Source organism: Thioalkalivibrio sp. AKL10 (genome assembly GCF_000381845.1).
Taxonomy (GTDB): Bacteria; Pseudomonadota; Gammaproteobacteria; order Ectothiorhodospirales; family Ectothiorhodospiraceae; genus Thioalkalivibrio; species Thioalkalivibrio versutus.
Window position 1 is genome coordinate 406,655 of the sequence record NZ_KB907142.1, and the last position, 18,363, is coordinate 425,017.

Genomic DNA, 18,363 nt, shown 5'->3' on the forward strand with positions numbered 1-18,363 from the left:
CCAATCCTGGCCGCGGCATTCGCCCGCGGGCCATCCCCAACAAGCCCCTCGCCGCGCCGTATACTGACCCCATCTATTTTCCGGGGAGCGCCGCATGCCGCCCAATAACGTAATCGACGGCCCGCGAGTCTCAACATGGCGCTGCCCCTCCTGCCAGGAGTCGGTCCCGCGCCTGCTTCCGAACGGCAAGACCAACCGCATCCCGGTCGCCCCGGAACGCATGGCGCTGCCAGACGGAACGGTGCGTCAAGCCTGTGCGCGCGTGCAGGGCCTGCGTGCACCGGAAATCTGCTATGCCTGTGACCAGGCCTATCAGGAGCTGTTGGGCACGCTGGTGCGCCCCCCCGCCGAGCTGGGCGATGCCCGCAGCGACCCCGGGCTGAACGACACCGGCCTCATCGGCGCCCTGCTGCCCATCGCCGACCAGGGTACGCAGATCCTCATCTTCAACGTGATCAACGAGGAACTGCGCTGCACCGAGATCGAGCGCCTGATCACCTTCAACCCCGACCGCCTCACCTACCCCGGCTCGCGCGGCGCCATCGCCCCACGCATCTGGGCGCTCTACGAAGACCACCTGGCCCAGCTCCACGCCCGCGCACCCGTCCCCTACCACCCGGAGTAGAAGCACCTCAGCCCCCGGTGGAGCCCCCCACGACGGATTGATGGGTACGTCATCGCGAGGCGCGCCGCGCCGTGGCGACCTCCGCGGACAGCCCGAACGCCACCCCCTCACCCGCGAGCATCGGGGTTTCGGATGGATATTGCCACGGCCCCTCGCGGGGCCTCGCAATGACGGAGGATATCGCCGTCCCGGCGAAGCGGAGCGTAGAGCCGGGATCTCGCCGGAATGGGGACAGGGTCAAGAGATCCCGGATAACTGCTACCCGGTTTCCGGGATGACGAACGTGGAGAGGATGCGTCAGGCGTCGTCTTCGGCGTCCACGCGCGCGAGCATGCGCATCCCCCCAACCATGCAACGCAGCGCCTCCAGGGTCTGCAGGTCGAACGCCGCCCCGGTCTCGCCCGGCAGCGTCCAGTACTTCGGGCGGCAGGTGGCCGGGCGTTCGGCGGGCATCGCGCGGGCGGCCGCCGCGTCGACCGCCACGAGCAGATCGGCCCACGCCAGATCCTCTGCCGTGACCCCGCCCATGATCCGCGCCGGGCGCACCTCGATCCAGTCCTCGAACTCCGCTGCTGCGCCCAGCTCCGCCACGCGTGCAGCACGCCCGTCGGCCCGCTCGGCCGCCACCAGCAGGCGCGCCCGCCGCTTAAACATGTCCGATACCCCGCAAGCCCATTTGTCCAGCCACCGAGGTCAACGCCAAGCTATATTCAGAGACACGAATTACCCACCCCATATGGAGAACGGACACCATGGCCCACCTCGACTGGTCGCATTATCCGGTGAATGAACTGAAGCTCGTCTACAGCACGCTGCACGCGCAACTGACGCTGGAGCCCGAGCTGATGGATTCCGAACTGATGGCCGACCTGCAGACCCACCTGCAGCAGGAAGCAAAGGCTGCCGGCGTGGACGCCTCCACCCACTCGCAGTGGGCCGCGTGGCTTAACGACCGATAGAAACCTATGGAACACATGTCCCACGCAGCTAGCGGCGGACGTCGAAGCCCGACAGGCGGCCAAAAAACCCTAGCCCCTACAACTCCTGGCGCATCTTCTCGAGACCGCTGACCAAATCTGGAAGGTGCTCGTCCACCAAATTCCAGATCGTGTCGCTGTCGATACCCAGATAGGCGTGGATCAACCGATTGCGGGTAGCAACGATCATGCGCCAGGGAATATCCGGATGTGCCTCCCGGACCTCGGGGGGCACATGACTGGAAGCCTCGCCGATCAGCTCGAGGTTACGGAGTACGGCGTCGAAGACGAGCTCATTCTGTACGAACATGTCGCGATCAAGACCATCCGTATAGGCCATCGCCTTGCGAGCGAACCGAATCATGTCGTCCAGATAGAAACGCCACTCGCGCCCGGCCATGGACTCAGACACGGATCGCCTCGCGCTCGACGAATGGACGAAGTTCGGCGCGCAGAGCTTTTTCCGAGACCAGATCCACCGGATACCCCAGAAGATCCTCGAGGTAAAACTGGACACCGAAATACTGTTGTGCGGAGGCCGGGCCGTCGTAACCCACCAGGATATCGACGTCACTCTGCTCTCCGGCCTCGTCGCGGGCCAGCGAGCCAAACAGCGCCAGGCCGCACACGCCGAATTCGCGTTCGAGATACGCACGGTGATCTCTGAGCGCCTTCAAGACGCCGGTACGGTCCAGCCTGCGAGACATTTGGCCCATTACATCGTCCTGTTAATGCCCGTCGGTCATCCCGGCAAAGTGCTCAGGCGTCGCCTTCGGTGGCCTTGCGGTGTTCGGCGGCGAAGTCGAGCATGCGCTGGGTGGCGACCAGGGCCTTCTGGCGCGCGGTCTCGTCGACGAAGATCTCGTTCTTCGCCGGCTCGTTGGTGTCTTCCAGCGTCTCGGCCAGCGAGACCAGGTCGTTCATCGCCATCCACGGGCAGTGCGCGCAACTGGTGCAGGTGGCGCTGTGGCCACCAGTGGGTGCCTCGATCAGCTTCTTGTCCGGCGCGGCCTGCTGCATCTTGTAGAAGATGCCCTTGTCCGTCGCGACGATGAATTCCTGTTCCGGGCGGTCCTTCACGGCCGCGATCAGCTGGCTGGTGGACCCCACCACATCCGCCTGGTGGATCACCTCGCGCGGGGATTCCGGGTGGACCAGCACGGCGGCGCCGGGATGGCGCCCGCGCAGATCTTCCAGCGCCCAGGAGCGGAACTCGTCGTGCACCACGCAGGAGCCGTCCCAAAGCACCATGTCGGCGCCGGTGGTACGGCGGATGTAATCGCCCAGGTGCTTGTCCGGGGCCCAGAGAACCTTCTTGCCCTGGTCGCGCAGGTGCTCGACCAACGGCACGGCGATGCTGGAGGTGACGACGTAATCGGCCTGCGCCTTCACGTCCACCGAGGTATTCGAATACACGACGACCGTGTGATCCGGATACTGCGCGCGGAACTTCGCGAACTCGTCCGCCGGACAGCCCAGGTCCAGCGAGCACTCCGCCTCCAGCGTCGGCATCAGCACGCGCTTTTCCGGGCTCAGGATCTTGGCGGTCTCGCCCATGAAGCGCACGCCGGCCACCACCAGCGTCTCGGCCGGGTGCTCCTTGCCGAAGCGCGCCATCTCCAGGGAGTCGGACACACAGCCGCCGGTCTCGTCCGCCAGGCGCTGCAGGGATTCGTCCACGTAGTAATGCGCAACCAGCACCGCGTTGCGCTCGATCAGCAAGCGCTTGATGCGGCGCACCAGCTCGTCGCGCTGAGTGTCGGTCAACGCGTGCAGCGAGGCCGTCACATGGTCCGTGCGCGGCACGTGGAAAATCGGTTTTTCGGCCACCGGTGCGTTCATCTGCCCTCTCACCCCAGGATCCGGGGTAGATCATCGTCTTCTAATAGTACGACAGGGCCCCGGCCGCTGTCGTTCCTGCACATTGTGGGGTCGTATCCGCGCATCCCAACCGGCCCGCCTATAATGTCGCGGCAATGACCGAACTGAAGCAGCAATACAAGGCGATGACGTTCGAGGAACGCATGGACCTTGCCCTGTCCGCGGACCTTGAGGACCAGTGGCGCCCGCTACTGGTACGCGACCAGCACGCCCAGGTGAAGGCGTATTTCTCGCGGCGCATGGACCTGACGCCGGAAGAGGTCGTCCTCCTACTGGCCGACCCGAACCAGACCGTGCGCCTCAACTGCGCCAAGCGCCCGGACCTGACCCCGGACCAGGTGGAGGCTTGCGTAAACGACCGCGACCCCAACCTGCGCTACTTCGTCGCGCGCAATCCGCTGTTGACCGAGGCACAGAGGGAACGCCTGATGAAAGACGAGGACGAACTGGTACGCATCGCCGTGCGCAAGGGCCCGAAGACCCGCGGCACCCGCGCACGCCCTGGACAAGCCGAGATGATCCGTTGACCGAGACCCCGCCAGAAACGCCGAAACGCCCCAAGCCCTCGCGGCGCCGCCGCGCGCTCAGCTGGGGCATCCAGATCGGGCTCGCGCTCGTGATCTTCCTGGCGGTGCGCGCCTGGATGGCGCGCGACATGGTCGAGGGCCCGGCGCCTCAATTCGAGGCCCTTTTGCTGGACGGCACACCCGTGTCGCTTGCGGACTACGCGGACGAACCCATGCTGCTGCACTTCTGGGCCACCTGGTGCCCGATCTGCCGCCTGGAGGCAGGCGAGATCGTGCGCCTGTCGCAAGGCCACCCGGTTCTGACGGTCGCCATGCAGTCCGGCGTGGACGAAGAGCTGCTCGAACACATGACCGAACAGGAGCGCGAACTCGCCGTGATCAACGACCCGGAGGGCGCCCTCGCCGCGCGCTACAACGTGCGCGGCGTCCCGGCCAGCTTCATCATCACACCCGACGGCGAAATCGTCTTCCGCAAGCAGGGCTACGCCCCGCCGCTCGAACTGCGCCTGCGCCTCTGGCTCGCCCGCTGGCTGTAGCGGCACCGCCCGACACGGTGCAGCTCGCTTCGCTCAGTGCACCCTACGTCCAACCGTGATCACGCGGCGCGGGGTTCGATCTCGCTACGCACGCGGTCGGCGAGTTCGATCTGGGCACGCCGCAATTCGTATTCAACCTGGAGGTTCAGCCAGAAACGCTCGGAAGTACCGAAATAACGCGCCAGCCTCATAGCCGTGTCGGCGGAGACGCCCCGGCGCTCGCGCACAATGTCATTCATGCGCGTCGTCGGCACGTGCAATGCCCCGGCAAGCGCGTTCACACTAAGCCCTAGCGGAGCAAGAAACTCCTCGCGCAGGACCTCGCCTGGATGGATGGGCCGCATACCGTTTGTAGTCATGCTCTAACCTCCTTCGGGAACCCTTCAGTGGTAATCGACGATCTCCACGTCCTCGGCACCCTCGTCCGTCCACCGGAAACAAATGCGCCACCAGGGAAACACTGATCAATGTACGCACTCGCGCTCGAGTCGCTTTTGCACGCGAACAAGGCGCGGCGACTTCCGTGCAGTCACTCTGCACAAGGGAGCCGCAACGCAGTGCGCGCGCCCGTTTTCGTCAACAACGGGCGGCCGAGCCCCTGTGGGGTTGGTGCCCCCTGTTCCCCGACCCGGCGTTACGCCGCTTGGCCGTAGAATGACTACGGCACTGCGCGACGCGCCTTGTCTCGGAAAACAGGGGGCACCAACGCGAGCGCGTACATTGATCAGTGTTTCCCTAGGCATTGATGCGAATGCTGTGCTGTCCCACGCGGTCACCAGACAGGGCCTCCAGCCGGTTCCCCGGCGGTGACCGCAAATCCTGCAGCGTCTCCGCCGCTTGAAGCTGAATCAGCTTGCGTTCCGCGATCGTTCGGACGCTTGACCAACGTCGACTCCTGCCCGTTTCGAACAGCGCCCGGGTTTCCCTACACCGAAAGCTTCTGATCATGGGCACATGATATAACGCTTAACGGTAAGCAGCAAACCAGTGGCGCAGCTCGCTTCGCTCAGTGCACCCTACACCCAGCCAGCCAGCCAGCCAGCCAGCCCCGCGTAGGATGCTGTTGAGCGAAGCGAAACGCATCAAAATGGCCGTTGCCAGCAACCCAGCTTCTTGACCCCCAACGCGCACAAGTTACACTTCAAAGTGTAACCAAGGGAGGCCGCCATGGAAGCCACCACCAAGGACATGCGCCTGCACAGCCGCGAACTGCTCGCCGCCGTGGACCGGGGCGAGGAGATCGAGATCACGTATCGAGGCCGCTTGCGCGCCAAATTAGTCCCATACCGGAGCGCCGCGGCCCCGCAAACACGCGCCGCCCACAATCCTCTGTTTGGACTCTGGCGGGACCAGCAAGGCTCGGTTGACGACTACGTCCGACGAATCCGGCAACCGAGGAAATTCAAGTAATGCTAGTGGACACGGATGTCCTGATCTGGAATCTGCGCGGGAATCAGAAAGCCGGCGAATGGCTCGACCGCTCGCCCGGATTCACGGTGTCCGCCGTAACGTACATGGAGCTCATCCAGGGCCTGCGCGACCAGACCGAATTCCGCGCGCTGCGCCAAGCCGTCCAGTACTGGGATGCCCGCATCCAACCGGTAAGCGAAGCCATCTCGAACCGCGCAACCTTCCTTGTCGAGACCTACGCTCTCAGCCACAACATGCAGATGGCCGATGCGCTGATCGCGGCGACCGCCACACAGCTGGGCCTGCCACTCGTCACGGCCAACGATCGGCACTATCGGCACATTGAGGGCTTGGAAATACACCTGTTTCGACCTGAATAACGGATCGGTGCAGTTCGCTTCGCTCAGTGCACCCTACGCACTCGATCATTACCCGAACGCCGAAGGATGCGTTGAGCGCAGCGAAACGCATCGCCCCCGGGCGAAGCGACTAATCGTCCAACTCGCGCAGGACGCGGAAGCCCAGGTTGGTGTCCATCTCGTCGATGTTGCGGCGGCGCCGGGCGGCGCTGCGCGTGTTCACGGCAGGGTCGAACCAGGAGCCACCCTTGGTCACCAGCCACTCGTTTTCCGGGTCTCGGCGATAGACGCCGTCACGCGGCAGCGACTGGTGTCCGTCGTGCCAAGGGGTGGAGGTGAACTCCTGCACGTTCCCGTGCATGTCGTACAGCCCCCAGAGGTTCGGCTGGAAGCTGCCCACATCCAGCGGCCGCGACAACGGGAAACACGCCGGGATATACCACCTGCGCCGCTGGCGCCGTTCCTCGTACGGAAACAGCGAATTGAAGTGCACGTCGCGGCACCCCACCACCTCGCCAAAGGCGAACGGCGTGCGCGTGCCCGCCCGACAGGCGTATTCCCACTCCGCCTCGGTCGGCAGACGATAGCGCTTGCCCGTTTCCTCGCTCAGCCAGTCGAGATACTGCTGGATGCTGTCCGGCTTGATGTTAAAGATCGGCATGCGCGGGGTGCTGGGCCACACCAGCCACTCCCAGGGTTCCCAGCCGGTCGCGGTCTGGAAGGCCTCCCACTCCTCGCGCGTGATCGCGTAGCGCCCCAGGGCAAAGGACCGCTCCAGCGCCACGAAGCGCCGCGGTGCCTCGTGTGGCTGATGGCCATACTCCGAGGCATCCGAACCCATCTCGAACTCCCCGGCCGGGATCACCTGCAGCTCCGGCGTCGGCGCACCGGAGCGCGCCTCGTCACGAAACCCGACCGCCACGCCCGCCTGGCGCGCCGCCTGCTGCTGCAGATCCAGCAAATCCGCCTGATCCAACCGCTGAACGTCCTTCACCATGGGCCTGCTCACCTCCAACACCTTCAATCTCGCAGCAGACGCAACATCCCGTCACTGCCAGCCCTACCCTGTCATTGCCATCCCCACTCCGTCATTGCGAGCGAAGCGAAGCAATCGCCTGCCTGAACCCAGGCGCTTCTTCGCCACCCATCCCAACCGGCGGTTCGAACTACCCGGCAATGCAGACAACACGATAGCGCCGCCTGCCACCTGCGCCGCCTTCCTGTAGGCAAGCGCCAACGCCCGAGGTTCGCCCCGACACGCCTTCACTTGCAGGCTCTGCAACGCCATTTTACGCTTCGGATCTTGTTTGGACTCAGGGAGGAGTCAAACATGCCGCATATGCGTGGCTTCACGCTCGTGGAGCTGATGGTTACCCTCTTGGTGGCGTCGATCCTGCTCGGCATCGGAGTCCCTGCCTTCAGCAACCTCGCTGAACAGACCCGTCTCACCACCACGACCAACCAGTTCCTGACCAACCTGCACATGACCCGCAGCGAGGCCATCCGCCGTGGCGCCCTGGTCACGCTGTGCACCTCCACCGACGGCGCCACCTGCACCGACACAAACTGGGACGCTGGCTGGATCCTGTTCGCCAATCCGGGCCGCTCCAACCAGCCAACTGACCCTGACAGCATCTTGCGCGTGGGCAACGCCTGGACCGACCCGAGCATCGCGGTAACCGGCAATCAGCCCGTCAGCCAACACATCTCCTACAATCCCCTCGGCCAATCCGAACGACTTTCCGGCGCCCTGCTCATGGGCACCGTCACCATCTGCGCCACAGGAGCCGAAGGCCGGGCCATCGTCATCAGCAGCGCCGGCCGCCCTCGCGTCGCCACTACCGACTGCACCTGAGTAAGGGCTGCTTGCCGATACACCACCGGTAACGCCTCCGCAGCCGTGTCGGCAACCGCTCATCAGCGCGATTCGACCACTAACCCGGCCACCGCTTGCAGTGCATACGCGGCGTGCTTATCACTAGGGTTACGGAAACCCCGAACGGCTGACGCCCAATGACCCGACCCCACGGATTCACGCTCGTAGAGCTAATGATCACCATCGCAGTGGCCGCCATCCTGATGGCAATCGCGGTCCCCAGCTTTATGAATCTACGCATCAGCAACGGCCTGACCACGCAGGCTAACGAACTGATTACAGCCGTAAGCATCGCGCGCTCGGAGGCGATCAAGCGCAACCGCAGCGTTCGGTTTTGCCGCACGACCAGCTCCACCGCCACCCAATGCGCAGGCAACTCGGGCGCATGGACCGACTGGGCCGTGTTAACCAATACCACCGCCGGCGGGACCGAGGTCATCCGTCGGGGAACCGTCAGCGATTTCGGCGGGCGCTTCACGACGACCTCCGATCTCTCTTCCGACGAGATGCTGATCCGCGGGGACGGTCTGACCTACGACGGCGACAACCTCATTCAGGATCGATATATCCAGGTGCAATCCAACACGGGCCCGTCGGAGAACACCCGTTGCATCAACCTGGGCGCCGGCAGCCGCATCTCGATCGCCCGCCAGTCGGGGGACTGTTCATGAATTCGACCGCTAACCGCAGCCATCGGCTGAACCCCGCACACATTCGGGGGGTCGGCCTCATTGAAATACTGATCGCAGTGCTTGTGCTCTCCATTGGTCTGCTGGGTCTGGCCGCGCTGCAAACCCGCGCCCTTGCCAACAACGAATCGGCATTCCAGCGCAGCGTCGCGGTGATGGAGAGCTACTCCATCGCCGACGCCCTTCGGGCCAACCCCGCTGGCCAGCCCCTCTCTTCGTTCGAGATCGGCATCGACGATGACGCCCCCACGGGTAGCAGCTTCGCCGCGACGGCGGTCAGCTCCTGGCGCCAAAACCTCCAGGCCCTGCTGGGCGAGGAAGCGACCGGGTCGATCAACTGCCAGAACGAACGCTGCACCATCTCCACCCGCTGGAACCAGGCACGTGCCACGCAAAGCGCTGACGACGACGAATTGCAGACTCTGACAATCGAGGTCCGGATATGAACAAGCGTCATTCCAGCAAGCGGATGTCGTCCCGCACCCTCCATGGTTTCACCCTGGTGGAGTTGATGATCGCGATGGTGCTCGGGCTGCTTGTGGTCGGCGCAACCATCGGCGTCTTCCTCTCCAACCAGCAGACCTACCGCATCAACGAAGGCCTTTCACAGATCCAGGAAAGCGCCCGAACCTCGTTTGAAATTTTGGGTCGCGAACTTCGCCAGGCGGCCGGAAATGCCTGCGGAGACAGCACCCGGGTCGCGAACGTCCTGAACAATGCGGGTAGCGACGAATGGGCCACCTGGGCCGGCATCCGCGCTTATGAAGGGGACGAGGCAACGGGCATGGCTCCGTTCGGCACTGATCCCGGCGATCGTGTGCAGGGCACCCATGCGGTACACATCCAAGGTACGGATGGCCTCGGGGTTGGATTGGCCGACCGTCAGTCCGCCGCACAGTCAGCGAACCTCTTCCTGAATCTCCCGACCGACGAGTTCGAAGCCGGTGACATCTTGATGGTGTGCGACCCCAATCAGGCAACGATTTTTCAGGTCACTAACTACCAGCAACAGAACACCACAGTCGTCGCCAATTCCGGTGCCGGAAACCCAGGGAATTGCTCTACAGGACAAGGCTACCCAACCGTTTGTCAGAACCCCGGGACCCCCTACATCTACGACACAAACGCCACCGTCGCCTACTTCAAATCTGTCACTTGGTACATCGGCCATAACGGACGCGACGACGAAGGCGGATTCTCGCTCTACCGCGCACGCGTGAATCAGGGAAATGTTGTCCGCGAGGAGGTTGTAGCGGGCGTTAGCGACATGACCATCCGGGCCCACCGCAGTGGCATGGACGGCTGGGATAACCCCAGCGCACTGAATGCCACGGCGTGGGAACAGGTCGACGCCCTTGAACTGACCTTGAGCTTCCTGAGCGCTGCCGATCGAATTACCACCAACCCCAACCAGGACGATGGCCGTCTGTCGCGCGACGTCACCCACGTGATCGCCCTGAGGAACCGTCTGCCATGAATAACCACCCTTACCCCCTGGGCAGCCGACACTTCTCCCTACCGCGCCACCAGCATGGTGTCGCGCTCGTGGTCACTCTGGTCCTGCTGGTCATCATCACGCTGGTGGGTGTTGCCGGCATGCAAGGCGTTACGCTCCAGGAGCGCATGAGCGGCAACCAGTACGACCGAAGCCTGGCCTTCCAGGCCGCCGAAGCCGCGCTCCGTGCTGGCGAGGATGCAATCCGGAGTGACCCGGATCTGCAGTCGCTGACCCACGAAGACTGCCGCCCCGGTGAGCTTTGCGACGTGGTGCCGATGGGAACCGGCGGTGTATGGCAAAACGTCGGGGGCAATTTCATCGTCAATACCGCCCTGACCGACACCACTGCCCAGTACTATGTTCAGTTCCTTGGGGTTGGCTCCGGCGAAAGTGACCTGGGGCAGGACCGCAGCGCAGGTGCCCAACAGTATGGCGCGACCGATGGCACCGCCATCGCCAACTTCTTCCGCGTCACCGCGCGCAACCGCGCACCCAATGTCGACGAAGACCGCTCCTATGTGGTCTTACAGAGCACCATCAAGGTCGCGAACTAGATCTCGGGCCAACCGCCCCGGAGCCAACATCATGAAACCTATCCATCGCTCGACCATCAAGACAAAAGCCCTCATGGCCTTGGCCCTGGCCATTGCGACCTTCACCTGGGGCACTACCGCTCAGGCGAATGTCGACGTGGCACAACAACCATTGATCGTCGCTCCGGCGATTCCCCCGAACATCCTGTTTATCCTGGATGATTCTGGGTCCATGCAATGGTCTTTCATTCCGGATGGGATATTCGGTGCCCGTACCACGGACCGCGCCAAGTCTTCCACATTCAATGCCCAGTATTACGACCCTGAGTACACGTATCAGCCGCCGGTTGATGCCGACGGAGAATCCCTGGGTGATGCCGACTTCACCGCCGCATGGACGAATGGGTATGCCGAAAACCGTGATAACAGTACGGTGGATTTAAGTGCCGACTTCCGGCCTACCTGGTACTACTCTGGGACTGCCCAAGCCTATGCAGGCCCCGAGGAGCCCGCCTACTACTTCGAATACGCCCCCAGCTGCGGCAACGTGAATGATGATGCCTGCTACAGCAAAGTTCAGGTAAGCGCCACATCCGGACCCGGCGGCGCGGACGAACGGACGAATTTCGCCAACTGGTACAGCTATTACCGGACACGACTCATGTCCGCCAAGGCCAGCATGACGATCGCCTTTTCGGAATTTGGCCTAGCGTCAGATGGCACGACAGAGATCGGGCAGGATATCCAGCTCGGATGGGGGAGAATCAACCAAAGCCCATCCGTGGAAGAAGACTTAGCCCAATTCGGGGGCACACACCGCCAGAACTTTTTTCAATGGATCTTCGACACGCCTGCTTCGGGCAGCACGCCCCTACGCCGCGCACTTTATCAAGCAGGCGAATACTATGAAGAGAATGCCTGGGACGATGGCGTATCGTGCCGCCAGTCCTACACCATCCTGAATACGGACGGGTTCTGGAACGGGAATTTCTCGGGACTAGGGAACGCGGATGGACAGGGCGGGGGCGAAATCACCGGCCCATCCGGGCGCGCGTTCCAGTACCAACCTGGACCTCCGTTCGCAGCCGATGACTCCGACATGCTGGCCGATATTGCCATGCACTTCTGGAAAAGGGACCTGAAACCGGACCTGACCAACAACGTCCCAACTAACCGGGAAAATCCAGCATTCTGGCAACACATGGTCACCATCGGCCTCGGCTTGGGGGTAGAACCGGCAGGATTACCGTCTGGCTGGGACGTTGATCGCATCTTCGCGTCCATTCTCGATGACGATGACGAGTTTCCCGAGGATGGCTGGCCCACTCCGGTCGCGAATACAGCAACAACGATCACCGACTTAGCTCACGCGGCGGTCAACAGCCGGGGGCAATTCTATGCCACTCAAAGCCCGGAAGAGTTCGCGGACGGCATCCGCGAAGCCGTTCGCAGAGCAACCGAACGGGTTGGCGCGAGCTCGTCGGTTGCCGCGAACTCTACCGAACTGGAGACGGACTCGCGCATCTATCAGGCCCAGTACGTCAGCGGAACGTGGGCAGGGGATCTGCGCGCATTTGATCTGGACCCGGATACCGGAGTCGCATCGGACAACCCCGTGTGGTCGGCTTCCGAAGAACTCCCCCTCCCGAATGATCGAGGGATTTACTCTACCCGGGTCCAAGGGAATTCCCTGCTGCTGGAGCCTTTTGAGTGGCCGGAATTCAGCGAGGTTGGCTCCGAAGCGGTTCTCGACTACATCCGGGGCGACCAGTCGTTAGAGCAGCAAAACGGCGTCGGCGATTTCCGGGACCGAGAATCGGTTCTCGGATCTCTTATCAACTCTCAACCCGTCTTCGTTGGTGCACCGTCGCTAACACGCTTTCTTGGTGCGGGGTTCTCCGGCTCGGACGACTACCAGCAGTTTGCGGAAGACAACATCGGCCGCACACCGGTAGTTTACATTGGGGGCAATGACGGCATGCTTCACGGATTCAATGCCGACACGGGTGAAGAGCTTTTTGCGTTTATTCCGCGATTCCTCGTGAACGACCTGGCCGCCCTGGCGGATCCCGCCTACGAACACCAGTACTTCGTCGACGGCGAGCTCACTGTGGCGGACGTCTACCTTCCCGGAGGGCAGGGAGGCTGGAAAACGATACTCGTCGGGACCCTGGGCCGCGGTGGCCCAGGAGCTTTCGCGCTCGACGTAACCGATCCCAACGATATCGAAATCCTGTGGGAACTCGACGGCGATGCCTTTGGCGACGAGTTGGGGCAAAACCTCGGCAAGCCGATCATCGCGCAAGTAGCCGATGGTGATTGGCGCGTACTAATGGGCAACGGAGCAAACGCTTCCGACGGCGGTGCCCGACTGGTCTCGGTCGGCATCGACGATGGCGACATCACCACCATCCTGGCGGAAACGGGTGACTCCAACGCGCTTGCCGGCATCGCGGCATGGGATGCCGAAGGCGACGGCTTCACCGACACGGTCTACGCCGGCGACATGGAAGGCAACGTCTGGCGGTTTGATCTGGACAACAACAGCCGGGAACTGCTGTTCGCTGCCGAAGACAGCAGCGGCAACCCTCAGCCCATCACCGCCGCCCCGCTGGTCGGAATTGACCCGCAAACCGGCCGCACCTGGGTGTTCGTGGGGACCGGCCGCTACCTGGGCGAGAGCGATCTCGACGACACCAGCGTGCAGACCTGGTATGGCCTGATCGACGACGGCTCCACAATCGACGACCGCGATGATCTGGTAGAACGCCAGATCGAAGCACAAACCACAGTCAGCGGACGCGAAGTGAGGACTATCGAGGATGGTTCGGCCTCGGACTTCGAAGACGCCACCACTGGAGAACAGCGTCGCGGCTGGTACATCGACCTGGTCGCCAACAGCAATCCCGAGGGCGAGCGCATGGTGACCCCCAATCAGTTCCGCGGAAACGTGCTGGTCGGGCAAACCCGCACTCCCGACGGGAGTGACCCCTGCGAACCGACAGGGCGCGGATTTATCTACGCCATCAATCCGTTTACCGGCGCACGTCTCCCGTTCACATTCTTCGACGTGGATGGCGACGGCGACTTCACCGACGCCGACATGATGGACGTCAACGGCGAACTGGTACCTGTATCCGCCATCGGCACGGTGAGCAGCCCGAACCAGCCAACGTTCGTTGGGGATTCCATGCAGGTCAGCACCGAGGACGGCCAGATCGAATCGGTACGCACGCAAACCGTGGGGACCGACACCGGCCGCATGTCCTGGCGCGAGATCATCATGCAATAGTCGCCCGGGCCTGGGCGGGGCGTTCTGCCTCGCCCGTAACTTGCTGGCTTCACGAGCAAAACAGGATGACACCATGAACCAACACATGCGGAAGGCGAGTCACACACCCGGTCAGCACAAGGGTTTCACCCTCATTGAGGTCATGATCGTGGTCGCAATCATCGCGATCCTGGCCGCCATCGCCTGGCCCGCCTACCAGAACCACGTGACAACATCGAACCGGGCCGCCGCCACGGCCTGCCTGACCGAGCACGCTCAGTTCATGGAGCGCTACCATACGAGCAACCTCACCTACGAGAACGCTGACCCAACCCTGGGTTGCGCTTCCGAAGGCCGAATGGATGATCTGTACGAGTTCAACGTGAACAACGCGGCGCGAAGCAGCTTTGACCTCACGGCTGTTCCGCAAGGCGTCCAGGCAACACGGGATACCCGCTGCGGCACGCTGTCCCTGGATCACACCGGGGAGCGCGGAGTCAGTGGAACCGGCGACGTCGCCAGCTGTTGGTAACACACGGCTCCGTCTTCAACCCGTGCTTGTTGCGTAACCACCACCTCCGGGGCGCACTATGCCCCCTCCCGGGATAATCGCTTAGCGGTTTCCGGGAGGGCGAGGCCTGAATCTTCGGAGTCGCTACACAAAAAAGGGTCCGGCGGATGATCTGACCGGGCACTGTTCTTTACCCTGGCCCCCGGGAAGGGCGTTGGCGCTAACGGTTTCGCCAATGCTCAGCTACGCAGCTACGGGGTCAAACCTTGCCTTTTGCCCCATTACCTCTGCGGTGCACACACCAGTCCGCCGGATCCCCGTTCGGCCTTAACACGCCCCTTGAGCGTCAACGACGCTTCGCAAGGACCAAAGCGAGTTCATCTCTCCCATTCCCCGGGCGGGCAGCGCCGGAATAGCTTGTCAGGTTTTTTTGCACTCGACCGATGCCAAAGCACCCCCGGAACAATAAACGTCTCTCTTTTCATTGGCCTACGAGTTCTGGCGCCAAAATTGCTGGGGCCTCAAGTAGCGGAACCAACCCGTTCGTGGACCGAGGCTCTAGCAACGTCAAAGGGAGAGACGGTAATGAAACGATCCATAAAGTACCTGGCTTTGGTTAGCGCCCTGGGCGCATTTGGCTGGATGCAACCAGCACACAGCGCGCCAATCGACATTTCCAGCTGGACCTGTGTCGGGTCATGCGGCACGTCCACTGCGGATGGGGACGTCACGCTTTCGCCCTTCGGGAGTTCCGAATATGGGTGGATATCGACCAGCAATGGCCCGTCGATCGACGGCCTGGACGTCGGATCGGAAACGACCGGATCCACGATTACCTCGCCCCTGTTCAGCGCCAACGAAGGCGACGAGTTGAGCTTCTTCTTCAATTACGTCACATCGGATGGAGGCACCTTCACCGACTATGCCTGGGCATTGCTCCTGGATAGCAACCTGAACCCGGCGCTCCAGCTGTTCACAGCCCGCACGACACCAGATGGTGACACCGTGCCGGGTTTCAACCTTCCTGAACCGGATGCCGAAGTATCGCTCGACCCATCCGAAACCCCGGTCATTGCCGGCGCCCCGGACTGGTCCCCTCTGGGAGACAGCTCAGGGACTTGCTGGTCGGGTGGCTGTGGCTACACCGGCTGGATCAACAGCAGCTTTAGTTTCCTGGAGACCGGGAACTACGCCCTGCAGTTCGGCGTAGTGAACTGGTCGGATACGGCATACCAGTCGGGACTGGCGTTCGACGGCGCCACGATTGCGGGAGAGGCGATTGGCGGTAACGGACCGCCGAACGAAATCCCTGTTCCGGCGACACTCGCTCTGTTCTTCACTGGCCTGGTCGCGCTGGTTGGAATTCGTCGGAAGGATCTCCAGGCATCGTAACCACACCACATATCAATTCATGTGCACCACACGGCTACAGGGTCAAACCTTCCTTTTGCTCCGAGCGACTGCTAGCCGGACAGCGCGAGTCAAAAGGCATATTGTCGGTGACGTGACGCTGGATCCCGCGCGCGCTGCACGCCTTCATCCCCGGGCCGCGAAACGGTGAACCGGGGTCTCTTTCAGTAGGACGCCTTTCCTACCCTGCCCCCGGGCGGGGCGCCCTATGGAGATCCCGGATAATCGCGCTGCGATTTCCGGGATGACGTAGGCGTTGTTTGCAGCGGCTCGATGCACAAACAAAAAGCGCCCGGCGGCTGAACCGACCGGGCGCTTTTCTTTGCCTTGGCCCCTGGAGGGGCGTCGGCGCTAGCGGTTACGCCGAGGCGCGGGAGGCCTTCTTGCGCTCGTGTTCCACCAGGAACTTCTTGCGGATGCGGAGGCTCTCCGGGGTAACCTCGACCAGCTCATCTTCGTCGATGAACTCGATGGCCTGCTCCAGCGTCATGCGGATCGGCGGGGTGAGCTGGATGTTCTCGTCGGTGCCGGACGCGCGGACGTTGGTGAGCTGCTTGGCCTTGAGCGCATTCACGACCAGGTCGTTTTCGCGCGAGTGCAGCCCGATGACCATGCCCTCGTAGACCTCTTCGCCGGGGCCGATGAACATCTTGCCGCGATCCTGCAGGTTAAACAGGGCAAAGCCCAGCGCCTTGCCGGTGGCGTTGGCGATCAGCACGCCGTTCTGGCGCGAGGCGACCGAACCGGGCTGGTACGGGCCGTAGTGATCGAAAATGTGGTGCAGGATGCCGGTGCCGGAGGTCGCGGTCATGAACTCGGTCTGGAAGCCGATCAGCCCGCGCGACGGGATGATGAAGTCCAGGCGCACGCGGCCCTTGCCGTCGGGGACCATGTTGGTCATGTCGCCGCGGCGTTCGCCGAGCTTCTCCATGATCGTGCCCTGGTGCTGCTCCTCGACATCCACGGTGACGGCTTCGTAGGGCTCCTGCCGCACGCCGTCGACTTCCTTGATGACCACCTCGGGACGCGCAACGGAGAGCTCGTAGCCCTCGCGACGCATGTTCTCGATCAGGATGCCCAGATGCAGCTCGCCGCGGCCGGAGACCTTGAACTTGTCCGGGTCCTCGCCCTCTTCGACGCGCAGCGCCACGTTGTGCTTGAGCTCTTCCTGCAGGCGATCGCGCAGCACGCGCGAGGTGACGTACTTGCCTTCGCGCCCGGCGAACGGAGAGGAGTTGACCTGGAAGGTCATGCTCACGGTCGGCTCGTCGACGGTGAGCGGTTCCATCGCCTCGACGTGGTTCGGATCACACAGGGTGTCGGAGATGAACAGCTTGTCCATCCCGGTAAAGGTGATGATGTCGCCGGCGCGGGCCTCTTCGACCTCCACGCGCTCCAGGCCGTGGAAACCCATGATCTGCAGCATGCGACCATTGCGCACGCCGCCTTCGCGGTCCACCACTTTCACCGGGCTGTTCGGCTTGATGTGCCCGCGCTTCACGCGGCCGATGCCGATCAGACCCTGGTAGCTGTTGTAGTCCAGCGAGGAGACCTGCATCTGGAACGGGCCTTCCGCATCGACGTTCGGCGGGGACACATGCTCGACGATGGTCTCCAGCAGGCAGGTCATGTCGCCTTCGGTGACGCTGGAATCCATGCCGGCAAAGCCGTTCAGCGCGGAGGCGAACACGATCGGGAAGTCCAGCTGCTCGTCGGTCGCGCCCAGGCGATCGAACAGGTCGAAGACCTGATCCACGGCCCAGTCGGGGCGCGCGCCGGGGCGGTCCACCTTGTTGATCACCACGATCGGCTTGAAGCCCATGGCGAAGGCCTTCTGGGTGACAAAGCGGGTCTGCGGCATCGGGCCGTCCACCGCGTCCACCAGCAGCAGCACCGAGTCGACCATCGACAGCACGCGCTCGACCTCGCCACCGAAGTCGGCGTGTCCGGGGGTGTCGACGATGTTGATACGGTAGTCCTTCCACTCGATGGAAGTGTTCTTGGCGAGGATGGTGATCCCGCGTTCCTTCTCGATGGCGTTGGAGTCCATGATCCGCTCGCCGTGATCGCCACGCTTGTCGAGGGTGCCGGACTGGCGCAGGAGCTGGTCGACCAGCGTGGTCTTGCCATGATCAACGTGGGCGATGATGGCGATATTGCGAAGCTTCTCGGTCATGGAATGCAAACTCTAGATACTGGCAAAAGGGCCGACACTATACAGAGTTATGCGTTGGCGCGCTGAGACTTCCACGTTTTCAGC

Annotated in this window: 21 protein-coding genes and 1 pseudogene; 14 read left to right on the plus strand and 8 right to left on the minus strand. The window is 62.8% G+C overall.

Going from position 1 to position 18,363, the window contains the following annotated elements:
- Window positions 1–94: 94 nt before the first annotated feature.
- On the plus strand, window positions 95–625 hold the full coding sequence (locus G333_RS0101955; RefSeq protein WP_018952238.1) for a hypothetical protein: 531 nt from the start codon (window positions 95–97) through the stop codon (window positions 623–625).
- 297 nt (window positions 626–922) lie between these two features.
- On the opposite strand, the gene G333_RS0101960 is transcribed toward G333_RS0101955, so the two are convergent.
- The gene (locus G333_RS0101960) at window positions 923–1,279 is read right to left on the minus strand and encodes a hypothetical protein (protein WP_018168331.1); all 357 of its coding nucleotides are present in this window, start codon (window positions 1,277–1,279) and stop codon (window positions 923–925) included.
- A gap of 98 nt (window positions 1,280–1,377) precedes the next feature.
- Here G333_RS0101960 and G333_RS0101965 point away from each other — a divergent pair, with 98 nt between their 5' ends.
- Entirely contained in the window at window positions 1,378–1,584 is a 207-nt protein-coding gene (locus G333_RS0101965) for a hypothetical protein (protein ID WP_018144602.1), read from the plus strand.
- Between the two features lie 76 nt (window positions 1,585–1,660).
- Here G333_RS0101965 and G333_RS0101970 read toward each other — a convergent pair whose 3' ends face one another.
- From G333_RS0101970 to nadA, 3 genes are read right to left on the minus strand one after another with little or no spacing between them, the layout of a single operon-like run.
- The gene (locus tag G333_RS0101970; protein ID WP_019627520.1) at window positions 1,661–2,002 is read right to left on the minus strand and encodes a DUF86 domain-containing protein; all 342 of its coding nucleotides are present in this window, start codon (window positions 2,000–2,002) and stop codon (window positions 1,661–1,663) included.
- A gap of 4 nt (window positions 2,003–2,006) precedes the next feature.
- Window positions 2,007–2,318, minus strand: coding sequence for a nucleotidyltransferase family protein (locus tag G333_RS0101975; protein WP_019627521.1), 312 nt, complete (start codon window positions 2,316–2,318; stop codon window positions 2,007–2,009).
- A gap of 43 nt (window positions 2,319–2,361) precedes the next feature.
- Window positions 2,362–3,444, minus strand: coding sequence for a quinolinate synthase NadA (gene nadA, locus G333_RS0101980; protein ID WP_018144605.1), 1,083 nt, complete (start codon window positions 3,442–3,444; stop codon window positions 2,362–2,364).
- Window positions 3,445–3,578: 134 nt separating this feature from the next.
- On the opposite strand from nadA, the gene G333_RS0101985 reads away from it, so the two are divergent.
- Both G333_RS0101985 and G333_RS0101990 read left to right on the plus strand, forming a co-directional pair.
- Complete coding sequence (locus G333_RS0101985) at window positions 3,579–4,010, plus strand: hypothetical protein (RefSeq protein WP_018168333.1); 432 nt, start codon at window positions 3,579–3,581, stop codon at window positions 4,008–4,010.
- Window positions 4,007–4,546, plus strand: a complete 540-nt coding sequence (locus G333_RS0101990) for a protein disulfide oxidoreductase (RefSeq protein ID WP_019627522.1) — start codon at window positions 4,007–4,009, stop codon at window positions 4,544–4,546. The genes G333_RS0101985 and G333_RS0101990 overlap by 4 nt, the downstream gene beginning before the upstream one ends.
- 59 nt (window positions 4,547–4,605) lie before the next feature.
- On the opposite strand, the gene G333_RS0101995 is transcribed toward G333_RS0101990, so the two are convergent.
- A complete protein-coding gene (locus G333_RS0101995) occupies window positions 4,606–4,905 on the minus strand; it encodes a HigA family addiction module antitoxin (protein ID WP_018144608.1) in 300 nt (99 codons plus the stop codon).
- A gap of 379 nt (window positions 4,906–5,284) precedes the next feature.
- Window positions 5,285–5,494, minus strand: a pseudogene (locus G333_RS14535) (type II toxin-antitoxin system RelE/ParE family toxin); the annotation flags it as partial.
- Between the two features lie 219 nt (window positions 5,495–5,713).
- On the opposite strand from G333_RS14535, the gene G333_RS0102000 reads away from it, so the two are divergent.
- Together G333_RS0102000 and G333_RS0102005 are read left to right on the plus strand one after the other, a co-directional pair.
- Entirely contained in the window at window positions 5,714–5,956 is a 243-nt protein-coding gene (locus G333_RS0102000; protein ID WP_019627523.1) for a type II toxin-antitoxin system Phd/YefM family antitoxin, read from the plus strand.
- Complete coding sequence (locus tag G333_RS0102005) at window positions 5,956–6,336, plus strand: type II toxin-antitoxin system VapC family toxin (RefSeq protein WP_018938263.1); 381 nt, start codon at window positions 5,956–5,958, stop codon at window positions 6,334–6,336. The genes G333_RS0102000 and G333_RS0102005 overlap by 1 nt, the downstream gene beginning before the upstream one ends.
- 109 nt (window positions 6,337–6,445) lie before the next feature.
- Here the strand turns inward: G333_RS0102005 and G333_RS0102010 are convergent, their stop codons facing one another.
- Window positions 6,446–7,312: an SUMF1/EgtB/PvdO family nonheme iron enzyme gene (locus G333_RS0102010; RefSeq protein ID WP_019627524.1), complete on the minus strand. Its 867-nt coding sequence runs from the start codon at window positions 7,310–7,312 to the stop codon at window positions 6,446–6,448.
- A gap of 333 nt (window positions 7,313–7,645) precedes the next feature.
- On the opposite strand from G333_RS0102010, the gene G333_RS0102015 reads away from it, so the two are divergent.
- From G333_RS0102015 to G333_RS0102050, 8 genes are all read left to right on the plus strand, one after another.
- Window positions 7,646–8,170, plus strand: a complete 525-nt coding sequence (locus G333_RS0102015) for a GspH/FimT family pseudopilin (protein ID WP_017942645.1) — start codon at window positions 7,646–7,648, stop codon at window positions 8,168–8,170.
- A gap of 158 nt (window positions 8,171–8,328) precedes the next feature.
- The gene (locus G333_RS0102020; protein WP_081624488.1) at window positions 8,329–8,862 is read left to right on the plus strand and encodes a GspH/FimT family pseudopilin; all 534 of its coding nucleotides are present in this window, start codon (window positions 8,329–8,331) and stop codon (window positions 8,860–8,862) included.
- Window positions 8,859–9,326, plus strand: coding sequence for a type IV pilus modification protein PilV (pilV, locus tag G333_RS0102025; protein ID WP_017942643.1), 468 nt, complete (start codon window positions 8,859–8,861; stop codon window positions 9,324–9,326). The genes G333_RS0102020 and pilV overlap by 4 nt, the downstream gene beginning before the upstream one ends.
- Window positions 9,323–10,357 (plus strand): PilW family protein, encoded by a 1,035-nt coding sequence (locus G333_RS0102030; RefSeq protein WP_017942642.1) that lies wholly within the window; start codon window positions 9,323–9,325, stop codon window positions 10,355–10,357. Before pilV ends, G333_RS0102030 begins: the two co-directional genes overlap by 4 nt.
- A complete protein-coding gene (locus G333_RS0102035) occupies window positions 10,354–10,932 on the plus strand; it encodes a PilX N-terminal domain-containing pilus assembly protein (protein ID WP_019627526.1) in 579 nt (192 codons plus the stop codon). Before G333_RS0102030 ends, G333_RS0102035 begins: the two co-directional genes overlap by 4 nt.
- A 31-nt stretch (window positions 10,933–10,963) precedes the next feature.
- Window positions 10,964–14,203, plus strand: a complete 3,240-nt coding sequence (locus G333_RS0102040) for a pilus assembly protein (protein ID WP_019627527.1) — start codon at window positions 10,964–10,966, stop codon at window positions 14,201–14,203.
- Between the two features lie 73 nt (window positions 14,204–14,276).
- Complete coding sequence (locus G333_RS0102045) at window positions 14,277–14,714, plus strand: type IV pilin protein (RefSeq protein WP_019627528.1); 438 nt, start codon at window positions 14,277–14,279, stop codon at window positions 14,712–14,714.
- A 564-nt stretch (window positions 14,715–15,278) separates the two neighbouring features.
- Entirely contained in the window at window positions 15,279–16,085 is an 807-nt protein-coding gene (locus G333_RS0102050) for an NF038132 family protein (RefSeq protein WP_019568124.1), read from the plus strand.
- Window positions 16,086–16,461: 376 nt separating this feature from the next.
- Here G333_RS0102050 and typA read toward each other — a convergent pair whose 3' ends face one another.
- Window positions 16,462–18,279, minus strand: a complete 1,818-nt coding sequence (gene typA / locus G333_RS0102055; RefSeq protein ID WP_018168341.1) for a translational GTPase TypA — start codon at window positions 18,277–18,279, stop codon at window positions 16,462–16,464.
- Between the last annotated feature and the right edge of the window lie 84 nt (window positions 18,280–18,363).

Excerpts from the sequence above, each read along its gene's own strand:
- G333_RS0101955 (WP_018952238.1), top strand. The coding sequence starts at position 95 with ATGCCGCCCAATAACGTAATCGACGGCCCGCGAGTCTCAACATGGCGC.
- G333_RS0101960 (WP_018168331.1), bottom strand. The coding sequence starts at position 1,279 with ATGTTTAAGCGGCGGGCGCGCCTGCTGGTGGCGGCCGAGCGGGCCGAC.
- G333_RS0101965 (WP_018144602.1), top strand. The coding sequence starts at position 1,378 with ATGGCCCACCTCGACTGGTCGCATTATCCGGTGAATGAACTGAAGCTC.
- G333_RS0101970 (WP_019627520.1), bottom strand. The coding sequence starts at position 2,002 with ATGGCCGGGCGCGAGTGGCGTTTCTATCTGGACGACATGATTCGGTTC.
- G333_RS0101975 (WP_019627521.1), bottom strand. The coding sequence starts at position 2,318 with ATGGGCCAAATGTCTCGCAGGCTGGACCGTACCGGCGTCTTGAAGGCG.
- nadA (WP_018144605.1), bottom strand. The coding sequence starts at position 3,444 with ATGAACGCACCGGTGGCCGAAAAACCGATTTTCCACGTGCCGCGCACG.
- G333_RS0101985 (WP_018168333.1), top strand. The coding sequence starts at position 3,579 with ATGACCGAACTGAAGCAGCAATACAAGGCGATGACGTTCGAGGAACGC.
- G333_RS0101995 (WP_018144608.1), bottom strand. The coding sequence starts at position 4,905 with ATGACTACAAACGGTATGCGGCCCATCCATCCAGGCGAGGTCCTGCGC.
- G333_RS0102000 (WP_019627523.1), top strand. The coding sequence starts at position 5,714 with ATGGAAGCCACCACCAAGGACATGCGCCTGCACAGCCGCGAACTGCTC.
- G333_RS0102005 (WP_018938263.1), top strand. The coding sequence starts at position 5,956 with ATGCTAGTGGACACGGATGTCCTGATCTGGAATCTGCGCGGGAATCAG.
- G333_RS0102010 (WP_019627524.1), bottom strand. The coding sequence starts at position 7,312 with ATGGTGAAGGACGTTCAGCGGTTGGATCAGGCGGATTTGCTGGATCTG.
- G333_RS0102015 (WP_017942645.1), top strand. The coding sequence starts at position 7,646 with ATGCCGCATATGCGTGGCTTCACGCTCGTGGAGCTGATGGTTACCCTC.
- G333_RS0102020 (WP_081624488.1), top strand. The coding sequence starts at position 8,329 with ATGACCCGACCCCACGGATTCACGCTCGTAGAGCTAATGATCACCATC.
- pilV (WP_017942643.1), top strand. The coding sequence starts at position 8,859 with ATGAATTCGACCGCTAACCGCAGCCATCGGCTGAACCCCGCACACATT.
- G333_RS0102030 (WP_017942642.1), top strand. The coding sequence starts at position 9,323 with ATGAACAAGCGTCATTCCAGCAAGCGGATGTCGTCCCGCACCCTCCAT.
- G333_RS0102035 (WP_019627526.1), top strand. The coding sequence starts at position 10,354 with ATGAATAACCACCCTTACCCCCTGGGCAGCCGACACTTCTCCCTACCG.
- G333_RS0102040 (WP_019627527.1), top strand. The coding sequence starts at position 10,964 with ATGAAACCTATCCATCGCTCGACCATCAAGACAAAAGCCCTCATGGCC.
- G333_RS0102045 (WP_019627528.1), top strand. The coding sequence starts at position 14,277 with ATGAACCAACACATGCGGAAGGCGAGTCACACACCCGGTCAGCACAAG.
- G333_RS0102050 (WP_019568124.1), top strand. The coding sequence starts at position 15,279 with ATGAAACGATCCATAAAGTACCTGGCTTTGGTTAGCGCCCTGGGCGCA.
- typA (WP_018168341.1), bottom strand. The coding sequence starts at position 18,279 with ATGACCGAGAAGCTTCGCAATATCGCCATCATCGCCCACGTTGATCAT.